The organism is Polaribacter porphyrae, assembly GCF_002954685.1.
In the GTDB taxonomy this organism is placed as follows: domain Bacteria; phylum Bacteroidota; class Bacteroidia; order Flavobacteriales; family Flavobacteriaceae; genus Polaribacter; species Polaribacter porphyrae.
The window spans coordinates 3,421,154-3,446,762 of record NZ_MSCN01000001.1; the positions used below are offsets into that span (position 1 = coordinate 3,421,154).

Consider the following 25,609-nt stretch of genomic DNA (forward strand, 5'->3'; position numbering starts at 1 on the left):
ATTTCTATAAATTTTAATTAGTAATTTTTTCGTAATCAAAATTAGAAATGATGGTGTTTTAGATTATAAAATCTTTAGTGAAATGGGATGTTTTTTTAGTGAAATATGAAATATAAAATTGATTTAATAGTCATAATGTCAATTGATTATGTTTTTTAAAGATAAAAAACACTAAATGTGAAATTGAGTGATATTACTAATTGAATTAATATTAAAAAAATCTAATCAATATTTTTTATAACCTCTAAAAGTTGAGGTCTCCTTGCTTCACTTAACGAAATTTCAATTGAATTTAAGTGAATGGTTTTTTTACCAATATTAGTAATTTTTTTGGTGTTTACGCAGTAACTTCTGTGAGGCACAAAAAAGTGATTTCCTTTGAGTTGTTTTCGTACTTTTTTTAAAGTATGGGGCACTAATATTTTTTTAGGTTCAACGTGTATGTAGCAATAATTGTCAAAAGCTTCTAAAAATAGAATATCTTTTTCAGGAATTCTATACAAATATCCATCAGATTTAATAGCTAAAACACTTTCTTTTTCTGCTAGATATTTATTCCAAACTACAGAAATACTAGACCATAAACCTGCACTTGTAAAAGGTTTAACTAAATAGCCTAGAGGTTTTGTATTATTTACTTCAGAAATAGTTATGGGATCAGTTTGTGCGGTTAAATAAAAATAAGGTAACTGAATTTTATCCAATTCTTTGGCAAATACTATTCCATCAAAAGCACCTTTTAGTTGAATGTCTACCAAACATAAATCTGGTTTTTTTTCATTTAAAAGTTGTAAAGCAATTTCTAAATTTTTGGCAATACCAACTACAGTAACATCATTTTTTTCTAATGTGTTTTTAATTGTTCTAGAGATAAAAGGATCATCCTCAATAATTAAAAATCGATGTTTAGCCATTATGTTTATTAAAAATCATGTGTAATCCAAAGTCGTTTTTAGATAATGTTTTTTGAGTTGCTTCTAAACGTTCTACTAGTATTTCAATCAATTCACTACCATAGTTTTGTTGAGTAGATTTTGTTTTTTTAGTTACTCCATTATCAAACATGGTAAAGTAAATTTCGTTTTCTTTTTCTTCAAGTTTAATGGTAATTATTTTATCACTTTCATCATTTTTCCAAGCATACTTTATGGAGTTTGTTGCCAATTCATTCACTAACAGACCAAGAGAAGTAGCAGTATCAATATCAACAATTATGGAGGAAATATTGGTGTTAAAATTAATATTCTCGTCAGCATACGAAGTATTAATTTCAGTAACCAAATCTTTGATATAAGTTTGTAAATCAACACCCAGAAAATTGTCTTTTGCATACAATTGTTGATGCAATACAATCATCGAATTTACACGTTCAACTGCACTATCTAAAGCAGTTACAGCAACTTCAGCTTCACTTCCTTGAGCTTGTAATTGCAACAAACTACTCACCATTTGAAAACTATTTTTTACACGATGATGTGTTTCTCTTAACAACATATTACGTTGATTCAATAGTTTTTCAAGTTCTATTTTATTGGCATTTAATTGTTTTCTTTTTTGGCTGTTTTTGTACAATAAAACTGCCACAAAAATTAAAACGATAAAAGCAAAAATGGATATATAAGTCCAAAGTTCTCTTTTACTTTGTTCTTCAATAATTTGCTCTTCTTTCTTTTTGGTTTGGTATTGAGTTTCTAATTCATTGATTTGTTTTTTACCTAATCTAACATTTAAAGAATCATTAGTAGCTAGTAATTTTTCTTGATATTCATAGGCTTTTTTGGTTTCTCCTAAAAAATTATAAACCAAAGCTAAAGTTTTAAAGGCTTCTTTTTTATTATTTAAACTTCGTTCATTTTCTATACTTTTATTTAGTAAAGGCAGATACTTTTCGACTACATTTCTATCTTTCATCAAAATAGAATTTTCTATCAATTGCATATAATTTTCACTATACGTTCTTTGTCCTTTCAAAGAATCTAAAGCTATTGTTTTAATAAAAAGCTCTTGTGCCTTTTTGTATTTTTCTTGTTCCTTGTAATTTTTTGCTATTCTGTAGTAAATGTCATTTTTTACATTTTTATAGTAATCACTAGCTTCATAAGCAGGGACTTTTTTAAGAGATAAAGCTTTATCAAAATTTTTATTTGCCTTGTTATATTCTTTTTTAAGACTTTGAGCAATGCCTAAATTAATTAAAGCAGATTCTTCTTGCATATACCCCAGTTTTTTGATGCTAGTTTCTACGGCTTTTTTTCCGTAAAATTCTGCTTTGTCATAATTTTTAGCAGTTGTAAACAAGATAGTTAAGTTATTATATAAAGTAGATAAATAACCTTTTTCTTTCTCTTCAGCAATTTTTATGGCTTCAAAATAAATTTCTGCTGCTAATTCATATTCATTTTTTACAACTTCATAGAAAATTGCTTTATTTTCCATATTTAAAAGTTGTCCTAAATGAGAATTGTTTTTCTTTGAATACTCAATACCTTTGTTTGCATAATACAAAGCGCTATCGCTTTGTTTATCTATAAAAGAGTACGATTTTCTTGCAATATTAACAGCTACTGAATCATATTTAGTTTCTAATTTTCTTTGTCCTTGAACTTGAAAAGAGAGAAAAAACAATAAAAAAAATATTTTTAAATCGAATCTCATAATCTCAAATCTAATCATTAATTCCACCTCTTCTCATTGTCTTTTCAGCAGCATAAGTTTCTGCAGTTTCAATCATTTCTACTTCTTCATCTAATGCTGTGCAAGAACTAAAAGCAATAACAGTAAATAGAATAATTAAAATAAAAAATAATTTTGTTTTTTTCATCATAAATAATTTTATAGATTAATATTTCTCTATAAAAATATAAATTATGAATCTATTTTAAAAACAGAGGTGTGTAATTGGTAAGAAAGTATGTGTAATTTGTTAAAATTTAATTACAGCTTCTACTTCTTTATCTCCTCTTTTTACAGTGACATTAGTAGCATCTCCTTTTTCAAAAACAGATAATGCTCGCATATAACTCATCATATTTGTTACTAAACTGTCACCCAGCTTTACAACAATATCACCTTTTTTTAGTCCAGCCTTTTGAGCAGGTTTGTCTTCAGAAACACCATCAATTCGCATTCCTTTACCATCAAATAAATAATCAGGAATTACACCTAAGCCGACTTTAAAACGAGGTGTATTTTCACTTTCATTTTTGGTTTTTCTAAAGGCAAGTTTTCCATTATCATCTAAATCAGAAATAATATTAAAAATGTATTCAGAAATTAAATACATTCCTTCATAATTCAGTTTTTCAGAATCATCCCCAGGTTTATGATAATCTTCATGTTGTCCTGTAAAAAAGTGTAAAACAGGAATATCAGCCAAATAAAAACTTGTATGATCACTTGGGCCAACTCCACTTTCTTGCTGAATCAATTTAAACTTGTCATTATGAGATTTTAAAACTTGTTTAAAGATAGGTGAAGTGCCAGTACCATAAACTGCTAACGAAGAATCTTTTTTCATACGTCCAACCATATCCATATTAATCATGTAGGATACTTTTTTTGTGTTAATGGTTGGATTTTTTACAAAATAGTTAGAACCTAAAAGCCCCATTTCTTCTCCAGAAAAGCCCATAAACAAGTAATTGTTATTTGTGTTTTTTCCTTTTAATTTGGCTGCAAGATTAAGCATAACAGCAATTCCAGAAGCATTATCATCTGCACCATTATGAATGGCTTTAATAGAATCTCTATACAAAGAGCCCTCACCACCAAAACCTAAATGATCATAATGAGCACCAATAATAATGGTGTTTTCAGCTTTATTATCTAAAAATCCAATGACATTATTTCCTGTAATTGTACCATCTCCATTTACATCAAATTTTACTTCTTCGTGCGGATTTGTTTTAGGTTTAAAAGAGAATGATTGCAAATAGCCATTAGTTCCTTTTTTTAATAAACCCAATTCTTCAAATCTTTTTGAAATATAACCTGCAGCTTTTTTTTCGCCTTCAGTTCCTGTTTGCCTTCCTTCCATCTCATCAGAAGCTAAAAAAATTACATCTTCTTTAATTCGATTTTCTTGATTTTTTTCTGATGTACAAGAAACTAAAAATGCGAAAAAGATAAGTATTAGGCTATTTTTCATTACGAGAATATTATTTTTGCAAAGTTAATTAATAAATAAGAAAATGAGAATTCTTTCTTTACTTGTATTGATATGCTTAATGGTTTCTTGTAAGACTGATAAAAAACAAACTGAAACAAAACCCACAGAAAAAATAGTCAAAGATTCTTTGATTTACCCAGAAGAAAAACATTTTAAAAGTTTACGTCAAGTAACATTTGGAGGTGATAATGCAGAAGCATATTGGAGTTTTGATGACAAGCAATTGGTATTTCAATCAAACTATAAAAACTGGAATGTGGGTTGTGATCAGATGTTTTTAATGAATGCTGATGAGAACTTTAAAAATAAAATGCCTCCAATGATTTCTACAGGAAAAGGACGTACAACTTGTGCCTATTTTCTGCCAGATAACAAACACATTATTTACGCATCTACGCATTTGGTTGATGAGAATTGCCCTGAAGTTCCCTTACGTAAAAACGGAAAATACATCTGGCCAGTTTATGATAGTTTCGATATTTTTATGGCAGATTTAGAAGGGAATATTGTAAAACAATTGACCAATGAAAAAGGCTATGATGCAGAGCCAACAGTTTCACCTAAAGGTGATAAAATAGTGTTTACTTCTACAAGAAGTGGGGATTTAGAATTGTACACCATGAATATTGATGGCTCTGATGTAAAACAAATTACGGATGAATTAGGTTATGATGGAGGTGCTTTTTTCTCTCCTGATGGAACAAAAATTATCTTCAGATCTTCAAGACCAAAAACCAAAGAAGCTATAAAAGCATATAAAGATTTATTAGCAGAAGGTTTGGTAGAACCAACAGAAATGGAATTGTATATCTGTAATGCAGATGGTTCTGATTTACGCCAATTAACAGATTTAGGCAATGCAAATTGGAGTCCATTTTTTCATCCTTCAGGAAAAAAGATCTTATTTTCTTCAAACTTTGAAGCAGAAAGAGGTTTTCCTTTCAACTTATATTTAATAGACATTGATGGTAAAAATTTAGAAAGAGTAACACATGGAGAAACGTTTGATGCTTTTCCTGTTTTTTCTAATGATGGTAAAAAGTTAGCCTTTTCATCTAATAGAAATAATGGAGGTGGTAGAGATACCAACTTATTTATTGCAGAATGGCAGGACTAAAAGGACTGACAGGCTGAAATAAATAAAAAGAGATACCAACTTGTTTATTGCAGAATGGCAAGATTAATTTGGTTTTTCCATACAGTTTGTCACTCTGAAAGAGTCTCAAAAGTATTATTTGGTTTGTGTGAGACGCTTATAGCATGACAAACTATACAGAAATCTTAATTGTAAACAAAAAAATGGCTTGGACAAAAGAAAAAATCTTAATTAATATCGAAAAATTGATGCGAAGCAAATTCTCTGAACCAAGAGAAGCTTTCGATTATTTTGATGAAGACAAAGACGGAAACTTAACCAAGTCTGATTTTAAAAAGTTGTTAAAAGAAGCAAAAGTAAGTTCGTTAATCAGAGGTTTAGTAGCCGAATTTATGATGCAAAGTTTTGATGCCAATAAAGATGGTTTTGTAAGTTGGATAGAGTTTCAAGAAGCGATAAAAGAATCAGGAATTAAAAAGTAATTTTTTATCTTTAGAGTAAATTAGAATTAAAATTATGGGAGCAAAAGAAAATATACTAAGAGATATTCATACTTTAATCACAAAACAGTTTGAAACTCCAGAAGAAGCGTTTCAAAATTTTGATGAAGATAAAGATGGTGCTTTAAACAAGTCTGAAATTAAAGATTTATTAAAAGCAGCAGGAGTTGGTGGCTTAATTAGAGGTATTGTAGCTAATGAAATGCTAAAAGGCTATGATAAATCTGGTGATAAAACTATTAATTACGAAGAGTTTAAAGTAGCTATTGCAGAATTAAATAGAGATTATTAACAACTTAAATAAATAAGTAGGAATCAATGATTTCTCATGGTACTTTTTTATTTGAGGGGGTATTTAAATCGCGTATATTTGCCAACATTGAAGAAATCAAATTTAACGAATGAAGAACATTAGAAACTTTTGCATCATTGCACATATAGATCATGGTAAAAGTACATTAGCAGATAGATTGTTAGATTATACAGGATCTGTAACTGAACGTGAAAAACAAAATCAGTTATTAGATAATATGGATTTGGAGCGTGAACGTGGAATTACCATAAAATCGCATGCAATTCAAATGGATTATGTTCATGAAGGAGAAGACTATATTCTCAATTTAATTGATACTCCAGGTCACGTAGATTTCTCCTATGAAGTTTCTAGGTCTATTGCAGCTTGTGAAGGTGCATTATTGATTGTTGATGCTGCACAAAGTATTCAAGCGCAAACAATTTCTAACTTATACCTAGCTTTAGAAAACGATTTAGAAATTATTCCTGTTTTAAATAAAGTAGATTTACCTTCTGCTAACCCAGAGGAAGTTACAGATGATATTGTAGATTTATTAGGTTGTGATCCAGAAGAAGTAATCCATGCAAGTGGAAAAACTGGTTTTGGTGTTGATAATATTTTAGAAGCTATTATCGATAGAATTCCTGCTCCAGAAGGAGATCCTGAAGCACCATTACAAGCCTTAATTTTTGACTCTGTTTACAATTCTTACAGAGGAATTGAAACGTATTTTAGAGTAATTAATGGATCAATCAATAAAGGGCAACGTATAAAATTTATGGCTACAGATAATGAGTATTTTGCTGATGAAGTAGGTACTTTAAAGTTAGAGCAAGTTGTAAAAAAATCTGTAAAAACAGGTGATGTTGGCTATTTAATTACAGGTATTAAAACAGCAAAAGAAGTAAAAGTAGGAGATACCATTACAGATGCAAGCAACCCAACTACAGAAACTATAGATGGTTTTGAAGATGTAAAACCGATGGTTTTTGCAGGTATTTATCCTGTAGATACAGAAGATTATGAAGAGTTGCGTTATTCTATGGAAAAACTGCAATTAAATGATGCTTCTCTGGTGTTTCAACCAGAAAGTTCTGCTGCTTTAGGTTTTGGTTTTAGATGTGGATTTTTAGGAATGTTACACATGGAAATCATTCAAGAGCGTTTAGAACGTGAGTTTAATATGACAGTAATTACTACAGTTCCCAACGTAAGTTATCACGCCTTTACCAATAAAGAACCAGATGATGTTTTAATTGTAAACAATCCAACAGATTTACCTGATCCTTCAAAATTAAATAGAGTAGAAGAGCCGTTTATAAAAGCATCAATTGTTACAAAATCAGATTTTGTTGGGCAAGTAATGAGTTTATGTATTGAAAAACGTGGGCAAATTGTAAATCAGACCTATTTAACTACTCAAAGAGTTGAGTTAATTTTTGAAATGCCATTAGCAGAAATTGTTTTCGATTTTTATGACAGATTAAAAACAGTTTCTAAAGGGTATGCTTCTTTCGATTACCATCCAATAGGTATGAGAGCATCAAAGCTAGTAAAAGTAGATATTTTATTAAATGGAGATTCTGTAGATGCACTTTCTGCATTGTTACACGCAGATAATGCGTATACAATTGGTAAAAAGATTGTTGAGAAATTAAAAACTTTAATTCCTCGTCAACAGTTTGATATTCCTATTCAGGCTGCAATTGGTGCAAAAATTATTGCCAGAGAAACTACAAAAGCATTGCGTAAAGATGTAACTGCAAAATGTTATGGAGGTGACATTTCTAGAAAGCGTAAACTTTTAGAAAAGCAGAAAAAAGGAAAGAAAAGAATGCGTCAAGTTGGTAATGTAGAAATTCCACAAGAAGCTTTTATGGCTGTTTTAAAGTTGAATGATTAAGTATGAAAAAAAGTCAGATTTTAGGAATTATAATCTTTATAGCTAGCATTTTTTTAGCTTTGTTATGGGATAAACAATTTAAATATGCTGATTTTTTTGATTTTATTTTAGGTATTGTAGCTGCATTAGGAGCAAGTATGGTTTTAAAATTGTTTCCAGTTTTTAGAAAGCTTGATAAATAATTTAGTTTTTTTACTCTTTAAAAACTAAAGCTAATTCATTTATAAAATGTATGACGTAGTTATTGTTGGTGGTGGTACAGCAGGTTTAATGCTTGCTAGAGAGCTTGGTAATAGTAAAAAGAAAACCTTAATTTTAGATCGAAAAAAAAATCTTTTAAATTTTTCTTTTAATACACTTGGTAGCTTCATAAATTTAGAAGAATTTCAACTTACGGATTATTGCGTTGCTCAAAAAATTGATACAGCAGTTATACATTCAAAAACATTTAAAGATCACCTAGAAATAGATGCTTACATTTTAGACAAGAAGAAAGTTCACGAAGAATTAATTGCTTCTATAGACACGAATTTTGTTGATATAAAATTAGATGTTCAAATTACTGAAATCAACCAAAATATAGATGCAAATTTCACTTCAGTTGTAGATAAAAAAGGAACTATTTATAAAGGAAAAATTTTTATAGATGCCTCTGGCACAACAGGTGTAATTAGTAGAAAAATTGGCTTATGCCCTAAAGTCACTGAACTAGCAACTGGTGTAGAATATAATGTGAAGTATTTAGGAAATTCTAATGAAGCACATTTAATGATTGGTAAAGATTATAAAGGTGGTTATGGTTGGATTTTTCCATTAAAAAATGAAAGGGCAATTATTGGTTTTGGTTCATTTGACACAAGTATGATTAAAGGTTTAAAAAAGAAATTGAACCAAATTTTAGAATTACCAAATATTAAAAAATTAGTAAATAAAGATAATGATTTAGTAGAGGGTGGCAGCATACCTATAACACCAGTTTTACAAAAATTTATACAGGGTAATTTAGTTTGTGTTGGTGATAGTGTGTCACAAGTAAACCCAATTGTTGGTGAGGGTTATAAGTTTATTTTTGAAGCTGCAATTATGGCAAGTAAGGCTATAATAAATGCTTTAAATAAAAATGATTTAAACTTGCTTTTAGATTTTGAAAAAGATTGGAAAAAACGCTTTTTATCCAACTACGAACGTTCTAAAATTGCTCAAAAACGAATCTTTGCACTTTCTAAATATGATTTTTTAACCGATTTTGGTATGATATTGCTAAAATTAAGAGCTAATAAAAAAAATGTTCAAACACTTTCTGGAGAGTATTAATAATTATTTTTTGTTTAATACTGATGAATTCCATCGTTTAAAAATGTAGTATTGGTGAATTAATTCACTTTAAAAACGTATATTTGGTGAGTTAAATCACTAAATATACGTATATTTGGTGAATTGAATTAAATAATGATTAAAAGACAATTATATCGTCAAATAGAAAAAAAGTATCACAAAGGTAAAGCTATTGTTTTAGTTGGTCCTAGACAAGTTGGTAAAACAACTTTGATAAAAAAAATATTAGAGGATAAAACATATCTTTTTTTAGATGGAGATGACCTAACTATAAGAACGCTATTAGAAAATACAAATACAGAGCAGTTAAGATCGATTATTGGCGATTTTAAATTTGTGTTTATAGATGAAGCTCAAAGAATACCAAATATTGACTTAACATTAAAAATTATTACAGACCAGTTTAAAGAAGTACAACTTTTAGTAAGTGGCTCATCTGCATTTGAACTTAAAAATTTAACTAATGAACCCTTAACAGGTAGAAAGTTTCAGTTTAATTTACTACCTATTTCCTGGAAAGAGTTCGAAGATAACATCACTTTTGTAAAAGCTACACAACAATTAGAACAACGTATTTTATATGGAATGTATCCTGATATAATAAATAATTTAGGTGATGAGGTTGAGTTGTTAACCAATTTAGCAGATAGTTATTTATATAAAGATATTTTATCTTTTCACAATATAAAGAAACCAGAAACTCTAGAAAAATTGGTACAAGCTTTGGCATATCAAATTGGGCAAGAAGTTAGTTTCAATGAACTTTCTAGATTATTAGGGGTTGATAAAAACACAGTAAGTACATATATTGATATTTTAGAAAATAATTATGTAATTTTTAGATTGCAAAGCTTTAGTAAGAACTTAAGAACGGAAATTAAGAGAAATCAAAAAATATATTTTTATGATTTAGGTATTAGAAATGCAGTAATTAAAGATTTTAAACCTTTGGCAATGAGACAAGATAAAGGAATGTTGTGGGAAAATTTTTTAATTGTTGAACGTTTAAAAACAAATTTATACAACAAATCTTTTGCTAAAACTTATTTTTGGCGAACTACAAGACAACAAGAAGTAGATTATATAGAAACTTTATACGATAGCATAAAAGCTTTTGAATTTAAATGGAACAGGAAACAAAAAGTGAAAATACCTAAAACTTTTGAAAACACATATAATGTGAAAGTTGAGATTGTTGATAGTGGTAATTTTAGAAGTTTTATATATAAGTAAAATACTACTCTTCAACTCTCCAGCCATTTCCTAAAATCAGACGTAGTAGAAGAACTTGTCATTACTTTTTCTTTATGATTTTTGATAGAAATGAGTAATCTGTTTTTAAAATGACTTTCAATTTTTTCGATAAAATCGATATTTACAATTTCACTTCTGTTGATTTTAAAAAATTTCTTTGGGTTTAATTGTTGTACAATAGACCCTAAATTTTGAGAAATCGTATGACGTTTTGCGTCTTTATCATTTACCAAGCAAAAATCACCAGAAGCTGTAATTAATGAAATATCTATTGCATTCAATAATTGAATACCTGATGCCTTTTTAATTACAAACCGTTTTTTATAAGTATTGTATTCTTGCTGTAATGCTGTTTTTAAAACGTTAATTGTAGAATTATCTAAAGGATTATAATCTCCTTTTTTAAATAATGATTGATATTTTAAAATGGCTTTGTTAAATTCATCTTGAGAATAAGGTTTTAAGATATAAGCAATTCCGTTTGTGTTAAAAGCTTGAAATAAATACTCATCATGAGCAGAACAGAAAATGATTGGAGCATCAATTTTAATTTTATTGAATAAATCAAAAGACAACCCATCTAATAATTGAATATCAGACAAAATAAAATCGTATGAGTTTTCTTTCAAAAGCTTTTCAGCATCAACAATAGAACGTGCCCAATCTTGTGATATTTTTATATTAAAAAAAGTATCTAAACATTTTGTTAACTTTTGATAAGCTGGTATTTCGTCTTCTATAATTAGTATATTCATTTTATTTTTTCTTTTAAAAATGGAATAATATATGATAAAACTTTTTCGCTTTTTTCTTCGTGAGGAAGTAAAGAAGCATTTTTTATTGGAATTATTTTACAATTTTTATTAAATTGATTCACCATTTCTCTGGCTTTTTTTATGGGGAATGTTTTGTCATCTTCTCCCCAAATTAAAAGCGTTTTTGCCTTTATTCTTTTATGATTTTCTTTAAAACTATCAATCACTTTCCAATCAATCCCTTTTAAATATTTAAAAGCATTTATAGTTTTTTCTTTGGATGAAATAATTGGTTTTATATAAACATCTAAATTCTCTGAATTTTTAAACATACTTTTATCAGAGTACGCTTCTTTAAATGCCATTGAAGATTTTACAAACCAAGAATATTGCAATGCTTTTCTAATAATTATTTGTGCCAAAGGAATTAATCCTATTTTTTGATAAAAAGGAATCCAAGGTGGCCTATGATATGGAATTTCTGTATTTATCAATATTAATTTATTTACTAATTCTGGTTTTTGAATAGCAATAATTCTTGCAACAGTTGCACCAGAATTATGAGAAATTATAGCACATTTTTTAATGTTTTCTTTTTTTATAAATTCTAAGACATAATTTGCTTGTGATTTACTATCAACTTTAGCATTTTTTGTCATTTCACTATTGCCTAAACCTGGTAAATCTAAAAGATAACAAGCGTTATTTTTTGCAATTTCTTTGGTGATTTTTCTCCAAGTATAGCTATTGGTTGGGAAACCATGAATAAAAATTACAGGGCTACCAATTCCAAACTTTTTTAAGTTAATAGCAATATTATTAATCTTTATTAATTTACTAGTATCATTTATACTATTCATATTAGTTACTTAATTCAATAATAGGAATAAATACTTCAAATTTATTTTCCATATCATGAACCTGAATCTGTTCGTCAGAAAGTAATCGATATCTAGATTTCAAGTTCTGTAAACCTGTTCCAAAAGATTCTAGTTTTGCCTTTATTTTTGATTTATTATTGGTTATAATTAGCCAACCTTCATTAACTTGAATAGAAGTTTTTATAGGCTTTTGCCCATCAGATTTATTGTGTTTTACAACATTTTCTAATAAGCTCTGCAAGGCTCCTGTTGGAATAAATTTTTCAGAGATATTTATATTTTCTTTAATAGTAAATTCATAATCGTTTCCAAATCTGGTTTTAATCAAAAAAATATAATTTTTAACAAGTTCTAATTCTTCTGAAAGCTCCATAACTTCGGAATCTTTAGTTCTAATTAAATATCGATAAATTAAAGAAAGTCTGTTAATATATTCTTTTGCTTTTATAGGATTACTATCTATCAAACTGTCTAAAGTATTTAAATTATTAAATAAAAAATGTGGATCTAGTTGACTTCTTAACAGTTTTAATTCGTTTTCTTTTTGTTGTTTTTGCACAAAAACTAATTCTTGCTGACCTTCATAAAACTTTTTAATTAATAAAATTCCCAATGGTAATCCTACCATATCAGCAGCATTATATAAACCTCTAATTAGAAAAGGAATAATTTTAGTAATTGTGCTTAAAGACTTTCCTGCACTTAATCTCCCAATAGCATTATCTAAAGCTCCTACTATAATTAACAATAGTAAGCTTGATATAAAAAAAGGTAAATACTTTTTTCTTTTTACTAAAAATTCTGGAATAATTTTTCGAATTAAAACTAAAATTAAGAAAATAGATAAAATTGTTGATGTCGGAAAATCTACGATATATTCAATTACTTTGTTACCTTCCCTATAATAATCATATGAATTTAGTAAAATATTAGTACCAAAAACAATGGCTAATATAATCCAGTCAGATTTGTTTAGTTTTGTGTTCATTACAGACGAAGATATTAATTATTAGAGTTAATTCTGTTTTCTTCGTCTCTGTTTTGATTTCTGCTCGATTTTTTCTTACCAAATTTAGAACCAAAACTATAAGATAATCTTAACTGAATATTTTGTCTAGAACCATTGCTTTCAACAGCAGCTGTTCCATTTCCATAATCAATATTACCAACAAAACCTCTGTTTAACATTTTATTAAAACCAAGATTTACTTTTAATTTATCATCTAAAAACTTTTTACCAAAAGAAAAGTCTAATTCTGCCAACCAATCTACTTCTATTTGACCTTCTAAAGCTCCTGTTCCATAGTTTCCACTCATTTCAAAATTAATATCCCAAGGCAATTCGTAACTAGCTTGAATAAACCAATAGGTGTTCCACTGATTTAAATCTACCCCAAAAGTTGAAGATTGATAATCTGTATTGGTAACAATTATACCTGTGTAACCATCTAACCCTTTTATAAAGCTTAAAGGAGCAAATAATCTAAAATTCCAATTGCTATTATTTTCTACATTTACTTCTTGCTGACGAATTTGAGCTGTAGTATTGTCTTGTTTTATTAACTGAAAAATAACATCGTCTGTTTTGCTATATCCAATAGTGAAAAACGGTTGTCCTTCATAAGTCAAATTGAATTGAAAGTTATTTGTAAAAGATGGTGCTAATCTTGGGTTACCTTCACTTGCAGAAAACGGATCTAAAAATTGCTGAAAAGCATTCAAACTATTATAACCAGGCCTTTGTATTCTATAACTGTAAGATAAACTTGCCCCTAAAATATCATTAAATTTTCTACTAATACTTGCACTTGGGAATAACTTTTGAATTGGACGTGGTTGTACTACAGTTTTCGTTTGACCATTTTCCATAAAGGTTGATGTACCATCTGTATTGCTATCTTCATAACGTAAACCTCCAGAGAAAGACCATTTTCCAAAAGTCGCATTTATTTTTGTGTAGAACGCAAGAATAGTTTCATCAATTACAAACCTACTACTCTCTGTATCTACTGGATCAAAACCTCCATTATTATCATCTATAAAAGATTGTAAATCATTATCTGTAGTGACATCTGCAAAACGCGAACCTGCACTTAATTTAAAATTCTCTGTAAATTCTTTTGAGTAATCTAATCTGTAGGTTTTTATGTTATAAGTTCCATCTTGTATGTATCTTCTGTCAGTAAAAGGTATTGTGCTACCAGCAACATCATATAAAGTATTTGTGTTATCATTTGTAAAATCGATATAATTAAAATCTAACAACAATCTTTCTGAATCTGTTTTATATTCATAATAAGGATTGATGTTATAATTAGTTCTATCTCTATCAAAACTATTTTCAGAAAATAAGGTTTCTGTATTGTTAGCATCAGAAATAATTGTTTTACTAGTGGCAATTCTTTCAGAACTTCTAGTGCTTAAACGCCCAGATACACCAATAGAATGTTTGTCATTAATATAATAATCCAAGTTTCCAGAAATTGTATTGTTAACTGGGTCATAAGGCTCTTTGGTAACTTGGTCATACGTTTCATTACCTACAGTTCTTACTAAAAACAAATCATCTCTCCAAGTAGGTTGAGAGTGGTTTACTCTAGCTTGCCAATTTAATTTGTTTTTATAGCTAGCAATAGAAAAACTAGTTCCATATTCAAAACCTTCATCTTCTCCAACCCAAGCAGTTGCACTACCATGAGTTCCTAAACGAACATTTTTCTTTAAAATGATATTAATGATAGCTCCAGAACCAGATGCTTCATATTCTGCACCTGGTTGCTCTATAACTTCAATTTTAGCAATATTATCTGCAGGGAAATCACGCAATAATGTTTCTACATCCATATATTCTGTAGTTTTATTGTTGATTAATATTCTAACTCCTCTGTTACCAGCAATAGAAATTCCATTATTGGTAACTAACACTCCAGGTATTTTACGCATAACATCTTGTAAATTGGTGTTTATCATTTCCGATTTTTCTAAATCTACAATCAGTTTTTCTGCAGTTTGTCTAATTACAGGACGTTTACTTTTTATGACAACTTCATTTAAAGTTTGGCTTTCTTCTTTTAGAGTAATATTGAAAGTTTTATTTTCATTTAATTGAAATTCTGCTATTTTTTCTGTCTTAAAACCTAACATCGAAATTTCCATTTTGTATTTTCCTGTTGAAAGATTTTCAACACTAAAAAAGCCATTGTCATCTGTAACTGCTCCTTTTGGGTTTTGTTCGTCACCAGTTTTATATACAATAATATTTGCGAATGGTAGTGATTCTTTTTGTTCGTCAATTATTTTCCCTGTGATTTTGTATTGAGAAAAAATGGATAAGCTACTAAAAATAATAAGTAAGGTTGTGATAGTTTTTTTCATTGTCTTTGTTTTACACTTCAAAATTGGTTGATTATTAGGCGTTAAAAAATTAGAATCTGATGAATTGGGTTAAAATTCCGATAAAGAGATATTTATTCTCTATGTTGTTAAGACGTAAAATATTCTTAAATAGTTTCCTTACATTAATAAAAAATCGCCTATAAACTAGATTTATAGGCGATTCTTGTGTTTTTATTTGTTTGATTATTGAATAACTATGTTTTATTATCCAAAATTGGATTAAAAGCATACATAAAAAAAATAAACCTTTTGAAACGGGTTATTTCTGATAAATAATTATTTATTATCTATTAAAAAATCTAGCATATAACAAAATGGTTAGTGTAAAATAGTTGTACTACATCAACAGCAATCGAAAAACTAATAAAAAAGACCATAAAAAGGTTCTAACCCTGTTGTTAAAAACTAGTTTTTGTAGCGTAATTTCGGTGTAATTAGAGTTTGAAATCTTATTATGTAAAGGAACAAATACAGTAAAAGTATATATCCAAAGAAATACAACCAAAAAAGTATAAACACTATTTTTAAGACTAAACTGATAAATAATTAGCATTAAAGAAAATACCAGTTGATATAGCATTAAAGGTATTACAATAAGTGCGATTCTAGAGGTATATTTGTTGTGCCAAATAACTAGATTTTCTTTTTTATAATAGAGAAAACTTGGGTAAATAATTAATTGTACCATCCAAATTAATACAACTAAACCAGCATCTATTAGTAAAGAATATTGTTTTAAATACAGAAAATAGATTTCCATAATTTAATCTTGATATTCATATTTTTTTAAAATATCTAAAGAAGTGTATTGTAAAGATTTAATATGGGTAGCTTCTAATATTACTTTTGGAGCTTTACCAGCATTTTCTGCTTCTAACCATCTAGAAATACACAAACACCATTTATCTCCGGGTTTTAATCCGAGAAAATTCCATTGTGGAATGGGTGTAATTAAATCATTTCCTCTACTAGCTGAATAATCTAAAAAATCTTTGGTTACAACTGCACATACTGTATGAGTACCAAAATCATCTTTAGTAGTTCTGCAAAAACCATCTCTAAAAAAGCCAGTAATAGGTTTATAACAACAAGCCATAAGAGGCTTATTGTAAACATTTAATTCCATTTATTGATTTTTTAACAAAAAAACAGCTTTTAAGTTATAATTTAATCAAGTTAATCTCTACTACCAAGAACCTGCATTCCCCAATATAATAACATAGCTAAAGAACCTAAAGCAGCAACTAAATACGTTCTTGCAGCCCATTTTAAGGCATCTGTAGAGCCAGCTAATTCTTGTTGAGAAACCATGTTTTTATTTTTTAACCATCTTAAGGCTCTATTACTAGCATCATATTCTACAGGTAAAGTCACAAAACTAAATAGCGTAGCTAGAGCCATCATAGCTAAACCAGCCACAGCAATATAAAATCCAATTCCAGAAGCTCCAGAAGCAGCACCTAAAATCAAACCACCAATTACCAACCATTGAGAAAATTTTGATGAAATACTAACCATAGGAACTAATTTAGAACGCATGGTTAACCAATCGTAAGCAGTTGCATGTTGTACAGCATGCCCAACTTCATGAGCAGCAACAGCAGCAGCAGCAGCATTTCTTTGATTGTAAACAGCTTCACTTAAATTTACAGTTTTATCTTTCGGATTGTAATGATCTGTTAGTCTACCAGGAGTAGAAATTACCTTTACATCATAAATACCATAGTCTGCTAACATTTTTTGTGCTATTTCTGCACCACTTAATCCATTTCTTAAACCTACTTTAGAATATTTATCAAATTTTCTTTTTAAGGTATTGCTAACTAGCCAACTTACTAAAGAAATTACACCAATTAAAATATAAAAACCCATCATAATTTATAGTATTTTAAAATTATATCATTTTTGTTTGATAAATTTACAACATAAAGTATTCCAAAACTTTTTTTTGCTTTAAAAATAATGTTTTGACGTATTTATAGTCTGTATTTTAATAGTTTATTAAGAATTAATGCCATAATGACAACACAACCTAACATACTTATTGTTTATACAGGAGGTACAATTGGAATGGTTAAAGATTACAAAACAAATGCACTTAAAGCATTTGATTTTAGTCAAATTATCAAAAATATTCCAGAAATCGAGCAGTTAAACTGTACAATTAGTAGTATTTCTTTTGATGAACCTATAGATTCATCAAACATGAATACCAATTACTATAAACAAATTGTTGAAATTATAGAAAATAACTACCTAGATTTTGATGGTTTTGTTGTTTTAACAGGTTCAGATACCATGTCTTACATTTCTTCTGCTATTAGTTTTATGATAGAGAATTTGCAGAAACCTATCATATTTACTGGCTCACAATTACCAATAGGTGATTTAAGAACTGATGCTAAAGAAAATTTAATAACATCAATAGAAATAGCATCAAAAAGAAAAAATGGAAAATCTATAATAAACGAAGTCTGTTTATATTTTGAGTATAAATTGTACAGAGCTAATAGAACAACTAAAATTAACGCAGAGCAATTTGAGGCTTTTACCTCAATGAATTATCCGCCTTTAGCAGAAAGTGGAGTAAACTTGTATTTTAATGAGTACTATTTACATCAACCTAAAAAGGAAGTACAAGATTTAGTTATAAGAAAAGATTTAGTTACAGATATAATAGTTTTAAAATTATTTCCAGGAATCACAGAAAGTATCGTTAAACACATATTAGAGATAAAAAATTTAAAAGGAGTTGTTCTAGAAACTTATGGTGCAGGTAATGCACCTACAGAAAAATGGTTTTTAGAATTGTTAGAAAAAGCAGTTTTTAAAGGAATTAGAATTGTAAACGTAACACAGTGTGTAGGAGGAAGTGTTGTTCAGGGGCATTATGAAACAAGTCTAGGTTTAAAGCATATTGGTGTAGTTGGTGGTAAAGACATAACTACAGAATCTGCAATTGCAAAAATGATGTATTTGCTGAATGAAAATTTATCTAGAAATGAATTTGAAAAATACTTTTTAAAATCGTTAAGAGGAGAGATTTCTGAAAATGTAAGTTAAGAAATTGTAAAGTATTTAAAAATATTAGCAAATTAATCTGAAAAAAAAGAAATCACTAAAAAAAAATTTTTTTATGCCTAACATTTTTTGTTACTTGGCACTCGCTTAAAAGAAAATTAATCAAACTAAACTGTCAAAATGATAGAAAGTAAGTTAGTTTTTCTTTATTTGAGCTGAAAATTTATATCTTTAACCCGTTAACTATTAAAATTAATTTATAACAAAGATGAAAAAAGTAGTAAATGTCTTATCTGTAATAGGATTTATGTTTTTTGGAGCTATTCAATCAACTTTTGCACAAGAGGCAGCAAAAACAACTGAAGAACCAACGTTTCACCAAATATTAAAGCAAAACTTTATTGATGGTGGACCAGGATTTATGGGAATTGTATTAGTAGCTTTAATTTTAGGTTTAGCTATTGCTATCGAAAGAATTATTTACTTAAATATGGCTACAACCAATACAAAAAAATTGTTAGCTAATGTAGATGACGCTTTAAGTTCAGGTGGTGTAGAAGCTGCTAAAGAAGTTTGTAGAAATACAAAAGGACCAGTTGCATCTATCTTTTACCAAGGTTTAGATAGAGTAGATGAAGGTGTTGAAGAAGCTGAAAAAGCAGTAGTTGCTTATGGAGGTGTACAAATGGGGCAATTAGAAAAAAATGTATCTTGGGTATCTTTATTTATTGCACTGGCACCAATGCTTGGTTTCATGGGTACAGTAATTGGTATGATTGGAGCATTTAATGACATTGCTGTTGCAAATGATATTTCGCCAGCAGTAGTTGCAGATGGTATTAAAGTAGCCTTATTAACAACTGTATTTGGTCTTATTGTTGCAATTATCCTACAAATATTTTACAACTACATAGTTGCAAAAATAGATGGTATTGTAAACAACATGGAAGACGCATCTATCTCTTTAATAGATTTACTAGTTAAATATAAAAAATAAAAACAAATATGAAAAGTAACAAAATATTAAGCATCGTTATAGCTGTTATAGCTCTTGTAGGCGCTTTCCTTTTCATAAGAGTTTTAATGGAGGATAAAGTTGATATTGAAGAAAATGTAAACAACTTGCAGAACACGGTTGTAAGTCCTTTAATTTCTTTTTCCTATTGGTTGTTTATCATTAGTGTGATAGCTACTATAGCTTTGTCTTTATGGAGTTTAATTAGAAACCCAGAAAACTTAAAGAAAACTCTTGGAGGTTTACTAGTGTTAGCAGTATTTCTTGCCATTGCCTATTTCTTATCGGATAGTGCAGCAGTTTACGATGCAAACGGTTTAAAAGTACTACCTGGAGGAGAAGAAGGTTCTGCCACAAATAAGTGGGTAGGTACTGGTATATGGTACAGTGTAATTTTAGGGGGTATAGCAAGTGTATTCTTTGTTTGGGATTTAGTAAAAGGTTTAGTAAAATCATAAAACTATGGCAAGAAGAGAAAATCCAGAAATTAATGCAGGTTCAATGGCAGATATTGCTTTTCTGTTATTAATTTTCTTTTTAGTAACTACCACTATGAATGTAGATTCTGGTGTTTCTAAAAAGTTATCAGAAAAGCCACCACCAGATTATGTACCACCAGTAATTAAAGAGAAAAATATATTTGAGGTAAACATCAATAGAAATAATGAACTTCTAGTGGAAGACGAAGCTATGGAGATAAAAGATTTAAAAGATGCTGCTGTAGAATTTATCGATAATGGAGGAGGTTTAGGAAAACCTGGTGAAGATGGAACTCCAGGTACTAAATGCGATTATTGTAAAGGCGAAAGAAGTGAATCTTCTTCAGATCATCCTAATAAAGCAATTATTTCTGTCCAAAGTGATAGAGGAACAGAATATGGCACATATATTGCAGTGCAAAACGAGTTGTTGAGAGCTTATACACAGTTAAGAAATAGACTTTCTAAAGAACGTTATGGTGTAAGTTATGAAGAGCTTGAAAAGCAATATAAAGATGCAAAGAAAAGTGCTGATACTAAATCGCTTGTTGATCAGTTAAAGAGAAAGGTTGAAGATATCAAGGTTTCATATCCTCAAATTATTTCTGATGCAGAACCAACATCTTAAAAATTAATCTTTAAAATTTAACGATATGTCTAAATTTAGAAAGAAGAAAAAAGGGATGCCAGCTGTAAATACAGCTTCATTACCAGATATCGTTTTCATGTTATTGTTTTTCTTCATGGTTACAACAACTATGAGAGAAACTGATTTGAGAATTGAAAATCCGAGATTGCCTAGTGCAACTGAAATTAAGAAGTTAGAAGATAAAAGTTTAGTATCTACTATTTATGTAGGTAAATCAAAAGATCCTAATAGAGATGGAGTTGGTTATAACAAAATTCAATTGAATGATAAAATAGCTACTGCAGATCAGGTGCCTAACTTTATTTTTAGTAAAAGAGATAAAATAGCAGAAGCTTTACATCCTTTTATGACAACTTCTATAAAAGCTGATAAAGAGTCTAATGTTGGTACAATTACAGATATAAGACTTAAGTTAAGAGATGTTAACGCTTTAAAGGTTAGTTATTCTACCCAAAAAGGGTCGAACAATTAATTTACAAATATCTTACAAAAAGGGTAATTCAATTTTTGAATTACCCTTTTTTATTTTTTAAAATATACTTTTCTTTGAAATAATGTATCTTTATAAGAGTTAATAATATAAATGAGAAACACAATTTTATTCTTTTTATTACTCGTAAGCACTTTTACTGTAAATGCTCAAAAAGATTCCTTACAACTTGGAGATAGGTATGCAGATGATCAACTCTATCTTTCAGTTTCTTATGCTCAATTTTTAAATCAACCACAACCAATTACAAGAAGTGGTTTTTCTTATGGTTTATCAACTGGTTTCATAAAAGACATTATCTTAAATAAAAGAGGTAATATATCTATTGCTACAGGTGTAGGTTATGGATTTGATTTTTTTAACCACAAATTAAAAGTAGAAGAAATCAATGGAAATACAATTTTTAGTTCCTCTCCAAGTAGTAGTAATGTCTTTAAATCTCACAATTTAGAGTTCCCTATAGAATTAAGATGGAGAACATCAACTGCAAGAAAATATAGTTTTTGGAGAATTTATGGAGGTGTAAAGTTCTTATATAACTTTTCAAATACATTTAAAGTAGAGGAGAATAGTACAGTGGCTAAATATAAAAATATTAGTAATTATAATAACTTTCAATACGGCTTAACACTTTCAGCTGGTTATGATGAGTTTAATATTAATGTATTTTATAGTTTAAGACCTATTTTTAATAATGCTACTATAAGTGGAGAAGATATTAATACAAGTATTTTAAAGTTTGGATTTATTTTCTATATCTTATAAAATGAAGTAAATACAAAAGGGTGATAGTATCCCTATAAAAAAGCCGATATAAATCTCGTTAACTTTATGTGCTTTTAAATTTAACCTAGAACTTGCGAGTATACCAGAAAGTAAAAAAAAAATGATAATAATTATCAAAAAAGATTTAGTATAAATCGAGCTTAATATTAAAAAAAAACCAGCAGCAACACCTAAAGATAGTAAGTGAATACTACTTTTTATTTTAAAGTAGAATAAAATATAAACAATTAAAAGTGCCAAAGAGGTAGCAAAAAACAAAAAACTTAATTCTCTTAAATTTGCAATGTTATTTAAAGTATTGCCTAATAAAATAAATAAAACCAACATTAATAATAAAGGGATTTTACGTTCTTTTATAGTTTCTGGATGATAACTTTTAATCAATTTTATTTTTTTAAAAATAATTAAAATTAATAATGGAATGAGATAGGTAACAACAAAAACTAAACTCAAAACCATTAATCTCTGGTAGCTTAATAATCTGTTTGGGATAACTAGAAAATACAAAACAACACCTATTGTAGGTATAACTATAGGATGAAGTATTGTAGATATAAACTTATTAATATTCACTAAATCTCTTTACGTAGTCGAGCTACAGGTAAATCTAACTGTTCACGATATTTTGCAACAGTTCTTCTTGCAATTGGGTAGCCTTTTTCTTTTAAAATTTTCGATAATTTTTCATCAGTTAAAGGTTTCTTTTTATCTTCTTCAGCAATAACTGTCTCTAATATTTTCTTTATTTCTTTGGTAGAAACATCTTCACCTTGATCGTTCTTCATAGATTCAGAAAAAAATTCTTTAATTAATTTTGTACCATAAGGTGTAGATACATATTTACTATTTGCAACTCTTGAAACTGTTGAAACATCCATATTTATTTGATCTGCAATATCTTTTAAAATCATAGGTTTTAACTTGCGCTCATCACCAGTTAAAAAATAATCATACTGATGATGCATTATCGAATTCATGGTTACTAAAAGTGTTTGTTGCCTTTGCTTTATAGCATCTATAAACCATTTTGCTGCATCCAATTTTTGTTTAATAAAAAATACGGCATCTTTTTGAGATTTACTTTTCGTTTTAGATTCTTGATACCCTTTTAACATATTATTGTACTCTCTAGAAACATGTAATTGAGGAGCATTTCTAGAATTTAAAGTTAAATCTAACTCACCATCTAAAATTTTAATTGTAAAGTCTGGTACAATTTGTTCGGCTATTTTATTATTACCTGCGTAAGAACTTCCTGGTTTTGGGTTTAATTTTCCAATTTCAGAGTTTACTTCTTTCAACTCATCTTCTGAAATTGAAAATTTTTCTAATAATTTTTTGTAGTGTTTTTTAACAAAATGATCAAAAGCTGTTTCTAGTATTTCTATTGCAAGACTTCTAACTTTTGTTTTTTCTTTATTCTTAAGTTGAATAATTAAACATTCTTTTAAATCTCTTGCACCAACACCAATTGGATCAAGTCTATGTACAAAATTTTTTAAAATTTCAACTACCTTTTCTTCAGTTGTAAAAATATTAGCAGTAAATGCTAAATCATCTACTAAATCAATTATTTCTCTACGTATGTAACCACTATCGTCTATACTACCAACCAAAAACTCTGCAATAGCACGTTCTTCTTCGTTAAGACGAAATGTATTTAACTGATTTTTTAAAGATTGATGAAAACTAGTTCCTGCAGCATAAGGCACATTTTTTTCGTCATCATCTGCTGAATAGTTATTGGCTTGTGTTTTATAAGATGGTATTTCATCATCACTTAAATACTCATCAATGTTAATATCTTCAGCCTCTATTTTCTCTGTGCCAGTATCATCATATTCATTAGATAAATCTTCATCAAAAGAATCATTCTCTTCTTTACCAGTGTCTAATGCAGGGTTTTCTTCAATTTCTTGTTTTAAACGCTCCTCAAAAGCCTGTGTAGGTAATTGAATTAACTTCATCAACTGAATTTGTTGTGGAGATAATTTTTGAAGTAATTTGTACTGTAAACTTTGCTTTAGCATATAAACAAATATAAGAAATCGATTAAAATAAAATCGCCATTCTTAAAGGAATGACGATTCGTAAAATAAGTTTTATGATTTTTTTAGAACTCTGCGTTTTGAGGTGTTCTTGGAAAAGGAATTACATCTCTAATATTACTCATTCCTGTTACAAATTGCACTAATCTTTCAAAACCAAGACCAAAACCAGAATGTTCTGCTGTTCCATATTTACGTAAATCTAAATACCACCATAATTCTTCTTCAGGAATATCAAGAGCTTTCATCTTTTCTACTAGAACCTCATAACGTTCTTCTCTTTGAGAACCTCCAACTATTTCTCCAATTCCTGGAAAAAGAACATCCATTGCTCTTACTGTTTTTCCATCGTCATTTAAACGCATGTAAAATGCTTTAATGTTTGCAGGGTAATCAAACAAAATAACAGGACATTTAAAATGTTTTTCGACTAAAAAGCGTTCGTGTTCTGACTGTAGATCTGCTCCCCATTCATTGATTGGAAATTGGAATTTCTTCTTTTTATTGGGTTTTGAGTTTCTTAAAATATCAATAGCTTCTGTGTAAGAAACACGTTTAAAATTATTATCAACTACAAACTTTAGTTTTTCTAGCAAACTCATTTCACTTCTTTGTGCTTGAGGTTTACTATTTTCTTCTTGTGTTAAACGTTGATCTAAAAAAGCTAAATCGTCTTTACAAGTTTCTAAAATATCATTGATTACAGATTTTATAAAATCTTCAGCCAAATCCATATTACCATCTAAATTCATAAAAGCAACTTCTGGTTCTATCATCCAAAACTCTGCTAAATGACGAGTAGTATTTGAGTTTTCTGCCCTAAAAGTTGGTCCAAAAGTATAGGCTTTGCCTAAAGACATAGCAAAGGTTTCTGCTTCTAGTTGACCAGAAACTGTAAGATTAGTTTCTTTACCAAAAAAATCTTTAGAATAATCTATTTTTCCATCTTCAGTTACTGGTGCTTTGTTGTCTTCAAAAGAAGTAACTCTAAACATTTCTCCTGCACCTTCTGCATCAGAACCTGTAATGATTGGTGTATTTACATAGTTAAAACCATTTTCTTGAAAATATTTATGAACAGCAAAAGAAAGTTTAGAACGCACTCGCATTACAGCACTAAACGTATTGGTTCTCATTCTTAAATGCGCATTTTCACGTAAAAACTCGAAACTGTGTTTTTTGGGTTGAATAGGATATTCATCTGGATTAGAATCACCTAAAACTTCAATTTCAGAAACCTGTACCTCAACAGTTTGTCCTCTTCCTTGGCTTTCAACAATTATACCTTTTACAGATATTGATGCACCAGTTGTAATTCGTTTCAGAATATTTTCATCTGTGTTTTCAAAATCAATGACACATTGTATATTTTTTATTGTAGAACCATCATTTAAAGCAATAAATCTATTGCTTCTAAATGTTCTAACCCAACCTTTTAGGTGTACTTCTTGTAAAAGTGCATCAGAATTTAAAATTTCTGCAACATTTTTCTCTATCATATTTTATTATGTTTGATTGAATTTTCCTTAAAAATTTAC

27 protein-coding genes are annotated in these 25,609 nt (G+C 28.7%); 13 read left to right on the plus strand and 14 right to left on the minus strand.

Annotated elements, in window-relative coordinates:
* Positions 1-221: 221 nt before the first annotated feature.
* The 4 genes from BTO18_RS15300 to BTO18_RS15310 all read right to left on the minus strand — a co-directional run bounded on the left by BTO18_RS15300 (position 222) and on the right by BTO18_RS15310 (position 4,147).
* Positions 222-914: a LytR/AlgR family response regulator transcription factor gene (locus BTO18_RS15300; protein ID WP_105017061.1), complete on the minus strand. Its 693-nt coding sequence runs from the start codon at positions 912-914 to the stop codon at positions 222-224.
* On the minus strand, positions 907-2,655 hold the full coding sequence (locus tag BTO18_RS15305) for a tetratricopeptide repeat-containing sensor histidine kinase (RefSeq protein ID WP_211295615.1): 1,749 nt from the start codon (positions 2,653-2,655) through the stop codon (positions 907-909). The genes BTO18_RS15300 and BTO18_RS15305 overlap by 8 nt, the downstream gene beginning before the upstream one ends.
* 10 nt (positions 2,656-2,665) lie before the next feature.
* Complete coding sequence (locus BTO18_RS17735; protein ID WP_170063294.1) at positions 2,666-2,821, minus strand: hypothetical protein; 156 nt, start codon at positions 2,819-2,821, stop codon at positions 2,666-2,668.
* A 102-nt stretch (positions 2,822-2,923) separates the two neighbouring features.
* Complete coding sequence (locus tag BTO18_RS15310; protein ID WP_105017063.1) at positions 2,924-4,147, minus strand: M28 family peptidase; 1,224 nt, start codon at positions 4,145-4,147, stop codon at positions 2,924-2,926.
* A 43-nt stretch (positions 4,148-4,190) separates the two neighbouring features.
* On the opposite strand from BTO18_RS15310, the gene BTO18_RS15315 reads away from it, so the two are divergent.
* From BTO18_RS15315 to BTO18_RS15345, 7 genes are all read left to right on the plus strand, one after another.
* Positions 4,191-5,285: a TolB family protein gene (locus tag BTO18_RS15315; RefSeq protein WP_105017064.1), complete on the plus strand. Its 1,095-nt coding sequence runs from the start codon at positions 4,191-4,193 to the stop codon at positions 5,283-5,285.
* A 143-nt stretch (positions 5,286-5,428) separates the two neighbouring features.
* Positions 5,429-5,746: an EF-hand domain-containing protein gene (locus tag BTO18_RS15320; protein ID WP_105017065.1), complete on the plus strand. Its 318-nt coding sequence runs from the start codon at positions 5,429-5,431 to the stop codon at positions 5,744-5,746.
* A 34-nt stretch (positions 5,747-5,780) separates the two neighbouring features.
* Positions 5,781-6,056: an EF-hand domain-containing protein gene (locus tag BTO18_RS15325; RefSeq protein ID WP_105017066.1), complete on the plus strand. Its 276-nt coding sequence runs from the start codon at positions 5,781-5,783 to the stop codon at positions 6,054-6,056.
* A gap of 109 nt (positions 6,057-6,165) precedes the next feature.
* Complete coding sequence (gene lepA / locus BTO18_RS15330) at positions 6,166-7,962, plus strand: translation elongation factor 4 (protein ID WP_105017067.1); 1,797 nt, start codon at positions 6,166-6,168, stop codon at positions 7,960-7,962.
* A gap of 2 nt (positions 7,963-7,964) precedes the next feature.
* Positions 7,965-8,144 carry a hypothetical protein gene (locus BTO18_RS15335; RefSeq protein WP_105017068.1) on the plus strand — a complete coding sequence of 60 codons (180 nt, stop codon included), beginning with the start codon at positions 7,965-7,967 and terminating at the stop codon, positions 8,142-8,144.
* A gap of 46 nt (positions 8,145-8,190) precedes the next feature.
* Complete coding sequence (locus BTO18_RS15340) at positions 8,191-9,276, plus strand: FAD-dependent monooxygenase (RefSeq protein WP_146106963.1); 1,086 nt, start codon at positions 8,191-8,193, stop codon at positions 9,274-9,276.
* Between the two features lie 135 nt (positions 9,277-9,411).
* Complete coding sequence (locus BTO18_RS15345) at positions 9,412-10,530, plus strand: ATP-binding protein (protein ID WP_105017070.1); 1,119 nt, start codon at positions 9,412-9,414, stop codon at positions 10,528-10,530.
* An 11-nt stretch (positions 10,531-10,541) separates the two neighbouring features.
* On the opposite strand, the gene BTO18_RS15350 is transcribed toward BTO18_RS15345, so the two are convergent.
* The 7 genes from BTO18_RS15350 to BTO18_RS15380 all read right to left on the minus strand — a co-directional run bounded on the left by BTO18_RS15350 (position 10,542) and on the right by BTO18_RS15380 (position 17,458).
* Complete coding sequence (locus tag BTO18_RS15350) at positions 10,542-11,306, minus strand: LytR/AlgR family response regulator transcription factor (RefSeq protein WP_105017071.1); 765 nt, start codon at positions 11,304-11,306, stop codon at positions 10,542-10,544.
* Positions 11,303-12,166, minus strand: a complete 864-nt coding sequence (locus BTO18_RS15355; RefSeq protein WP_105017072.1) for an alpha/beta fold hydrolase — start codon at positions 12,164-12,166, stop codon at positions 11,303-11,305. The genes BTO18_RS15350 and BTO18_RS15355 overlap by 4 nt, the downstream gene beginning before the upstream one ends.
* A 1-nt stretch (position 12,167) precedes the next feature.
* The gene (locus BTO18_RS15360; RefSeq protein ID WP_105017073.1) at positions 12,168-13,175 is read right to left on the minus strand and encodes a sensor histidine kinase; all 1,008 of its coding nucleotides are present in this window, start codon (positions 13,173-13,175) and stop codon (positions 12,168-12,170) included.
* A 14-nt stretch (positions 13,176-13,189) separates the two neighbouring features.
* Positions 13,190-15,562 (minus strand): TonB-dependent receptor, encoded by a 2,373-nt coding sequence (locus BTO18_RS15365; protein ID WP_105017074.1) that lies wholly within the window; start codon positions 15,560-15,562, stop codon positions 13,190-13,192.
* Between the two features lie 358 nt (positions 15,563-15,920).
* On the minus strand, positions 15,921-16,343 hold the full coding sequence (locus BTO18_RS15370; protein ID WP_105017075.1) for a hypothetical protein: 423 nt from the start codon (positions 16,341-16,343) through the stop codon (positions 15,921-15,923).
* 3 nt (positions 16,344-16,346) lie between these two features.
* On the minus strand, positions 16,347-16,709 hold the full coding sequence (locus BTO18_RS15375; protein WP_105017076.1) for a DUF2237 family protein: 363 nt from the start codon (positions 16,707-16,709) through the stop codon (positions 16,347-16,349).
* Positions 16,710-16,759: 50 nt separating this feature from the next.
* Positions 16,760-17,458, minus strand: a complete 699-nt coding sequence (locus BTO18_RS15380; RefSeq protein WP_105017077.1) for a zinc metallopeptidase — start codon at positions 17,456-17,458, stop codon at positions 16,760-16,762.
* A gap of 144 nt (positions 17,459-17,602) precedes the next feature.
* Between BTO18_RS15380 and BTO18_RS15385 the strand changes: the two genes are divergently transcribed.
* From BTO18_RS15385 to BTO18_RS15410, 6 genes are all read left to right on the plus strand, one after another.
* Positions 17,603-18,646, plus strand: coding sequence for an asparaginase (locus BTO18_RS15385; protein ID WP_105017078.1), 1,044 nt, complete (start codon positions 17,603-17,605; stop codon positions 18,644-18,646).
* 226 nt (positions 18,647-18,872) lie between these two features.
* Positions 18,873-19,601, plus strand: coding sequence for a MotA/TolQ/ExbB proton channel family protein (locus BTO18_RS15390; protein WP_105017079.1), 729 nt, complete (start codon positions 18,873-18,875; stop codon positions 19,599-19,601).
* Between the two features lie 8 nt (positions 19,602-19,609).
* Positions 19,610-20,077 (plus strand): hypothetical protein, encoded by a 468-nt coding sequence (locus BTO18_RS15395; RefSeq protein ID WP_105017080.1) that lies wholly within the window; start codon positions 19,610-19,612, stop codon positions 20,075-20,077.
* Positions 20,078-20,081: 4 nt separating this feature from the next.
* Positions 20,082-20,726: an ExbD/TolR family protein gene (locus tag BTO18_RS15400; protein WP_105017081.1), complete on the plus strand. Its 645-nt coding sequence runs from the start codon at positions 20,082-20,084 to the stop codon at positions 20,724-20,726.
* A 25-nt stretch (positions 20,727-20,751) separates the two neighbouring features.
* A complete protein-coding gene (locus BTO18_RS15405; protein ID WP_105017082.1) occupies positions 20,752-21,219 on the plus strand; it encodes an ExbD/TolR family protein in 468 nt (155 codons plus the stop codon).
* 111 nt (positions 21,220-21,330) lie between these two features.
* Positions 21,331-22,002, plus strand: coding sequence for a porin family protein (locus BTO18_RS15410; RefSeq protein ID WP_105017083.1), 672 nt, complete (start codon positions 21,331-21,333; stop codon positions 22,000-22,002).
* Here BTO18_RS15410 and BTO18_RS15415 read toward each other — a convergent pair.
* From BTO18_RS15415 to asnS, 3 genes are all read right to left on the minus strand, one after another.
* On the minus strand, positions 21,997-22,596 hold the full coding sequence (locus BTO18_RS15415) for a hypothetical protein (protein ID WP_105017084.1): 600 nt from the start codon (positions 22,594-22,596) through the stop codon (positions 21,997-21,999). The genes BTO18_RS15410 and BTO18_RS15415 overlap by 6 nt on opposite strands.
* Positions 22,596-24,053 carry an RNA polymerase factor sigma-54 gene (rpoN, locus tag BTO18_RS15420; protein ID WP_105017085.1) on the minus strand — a complete coding sequence of 486 codons (1,458 nt, stop codon included), beginning with the start codon at positions 24,051-24,053 and terminating at the stop codon, positions 22,596-22,598. Before rpoN ends, BTO18_RS15415 begins: the two co-directional genes overlap by 1 nt.
* Positions 24,054-24,136: 83 nt before the next feature.
* A complete protein-coding gene (asnS, locus tag BTO18_RS15425) occupies positions 24,137-25,570 on the minus strand; it encodes an asparagine--tRNA ligase (RefSeq protein WP_105017086.1) in 1,434 nt (477 codons plus the stop codon).
* Positions 25,571-25,609 lie beyond the last annotated feature (39 nt).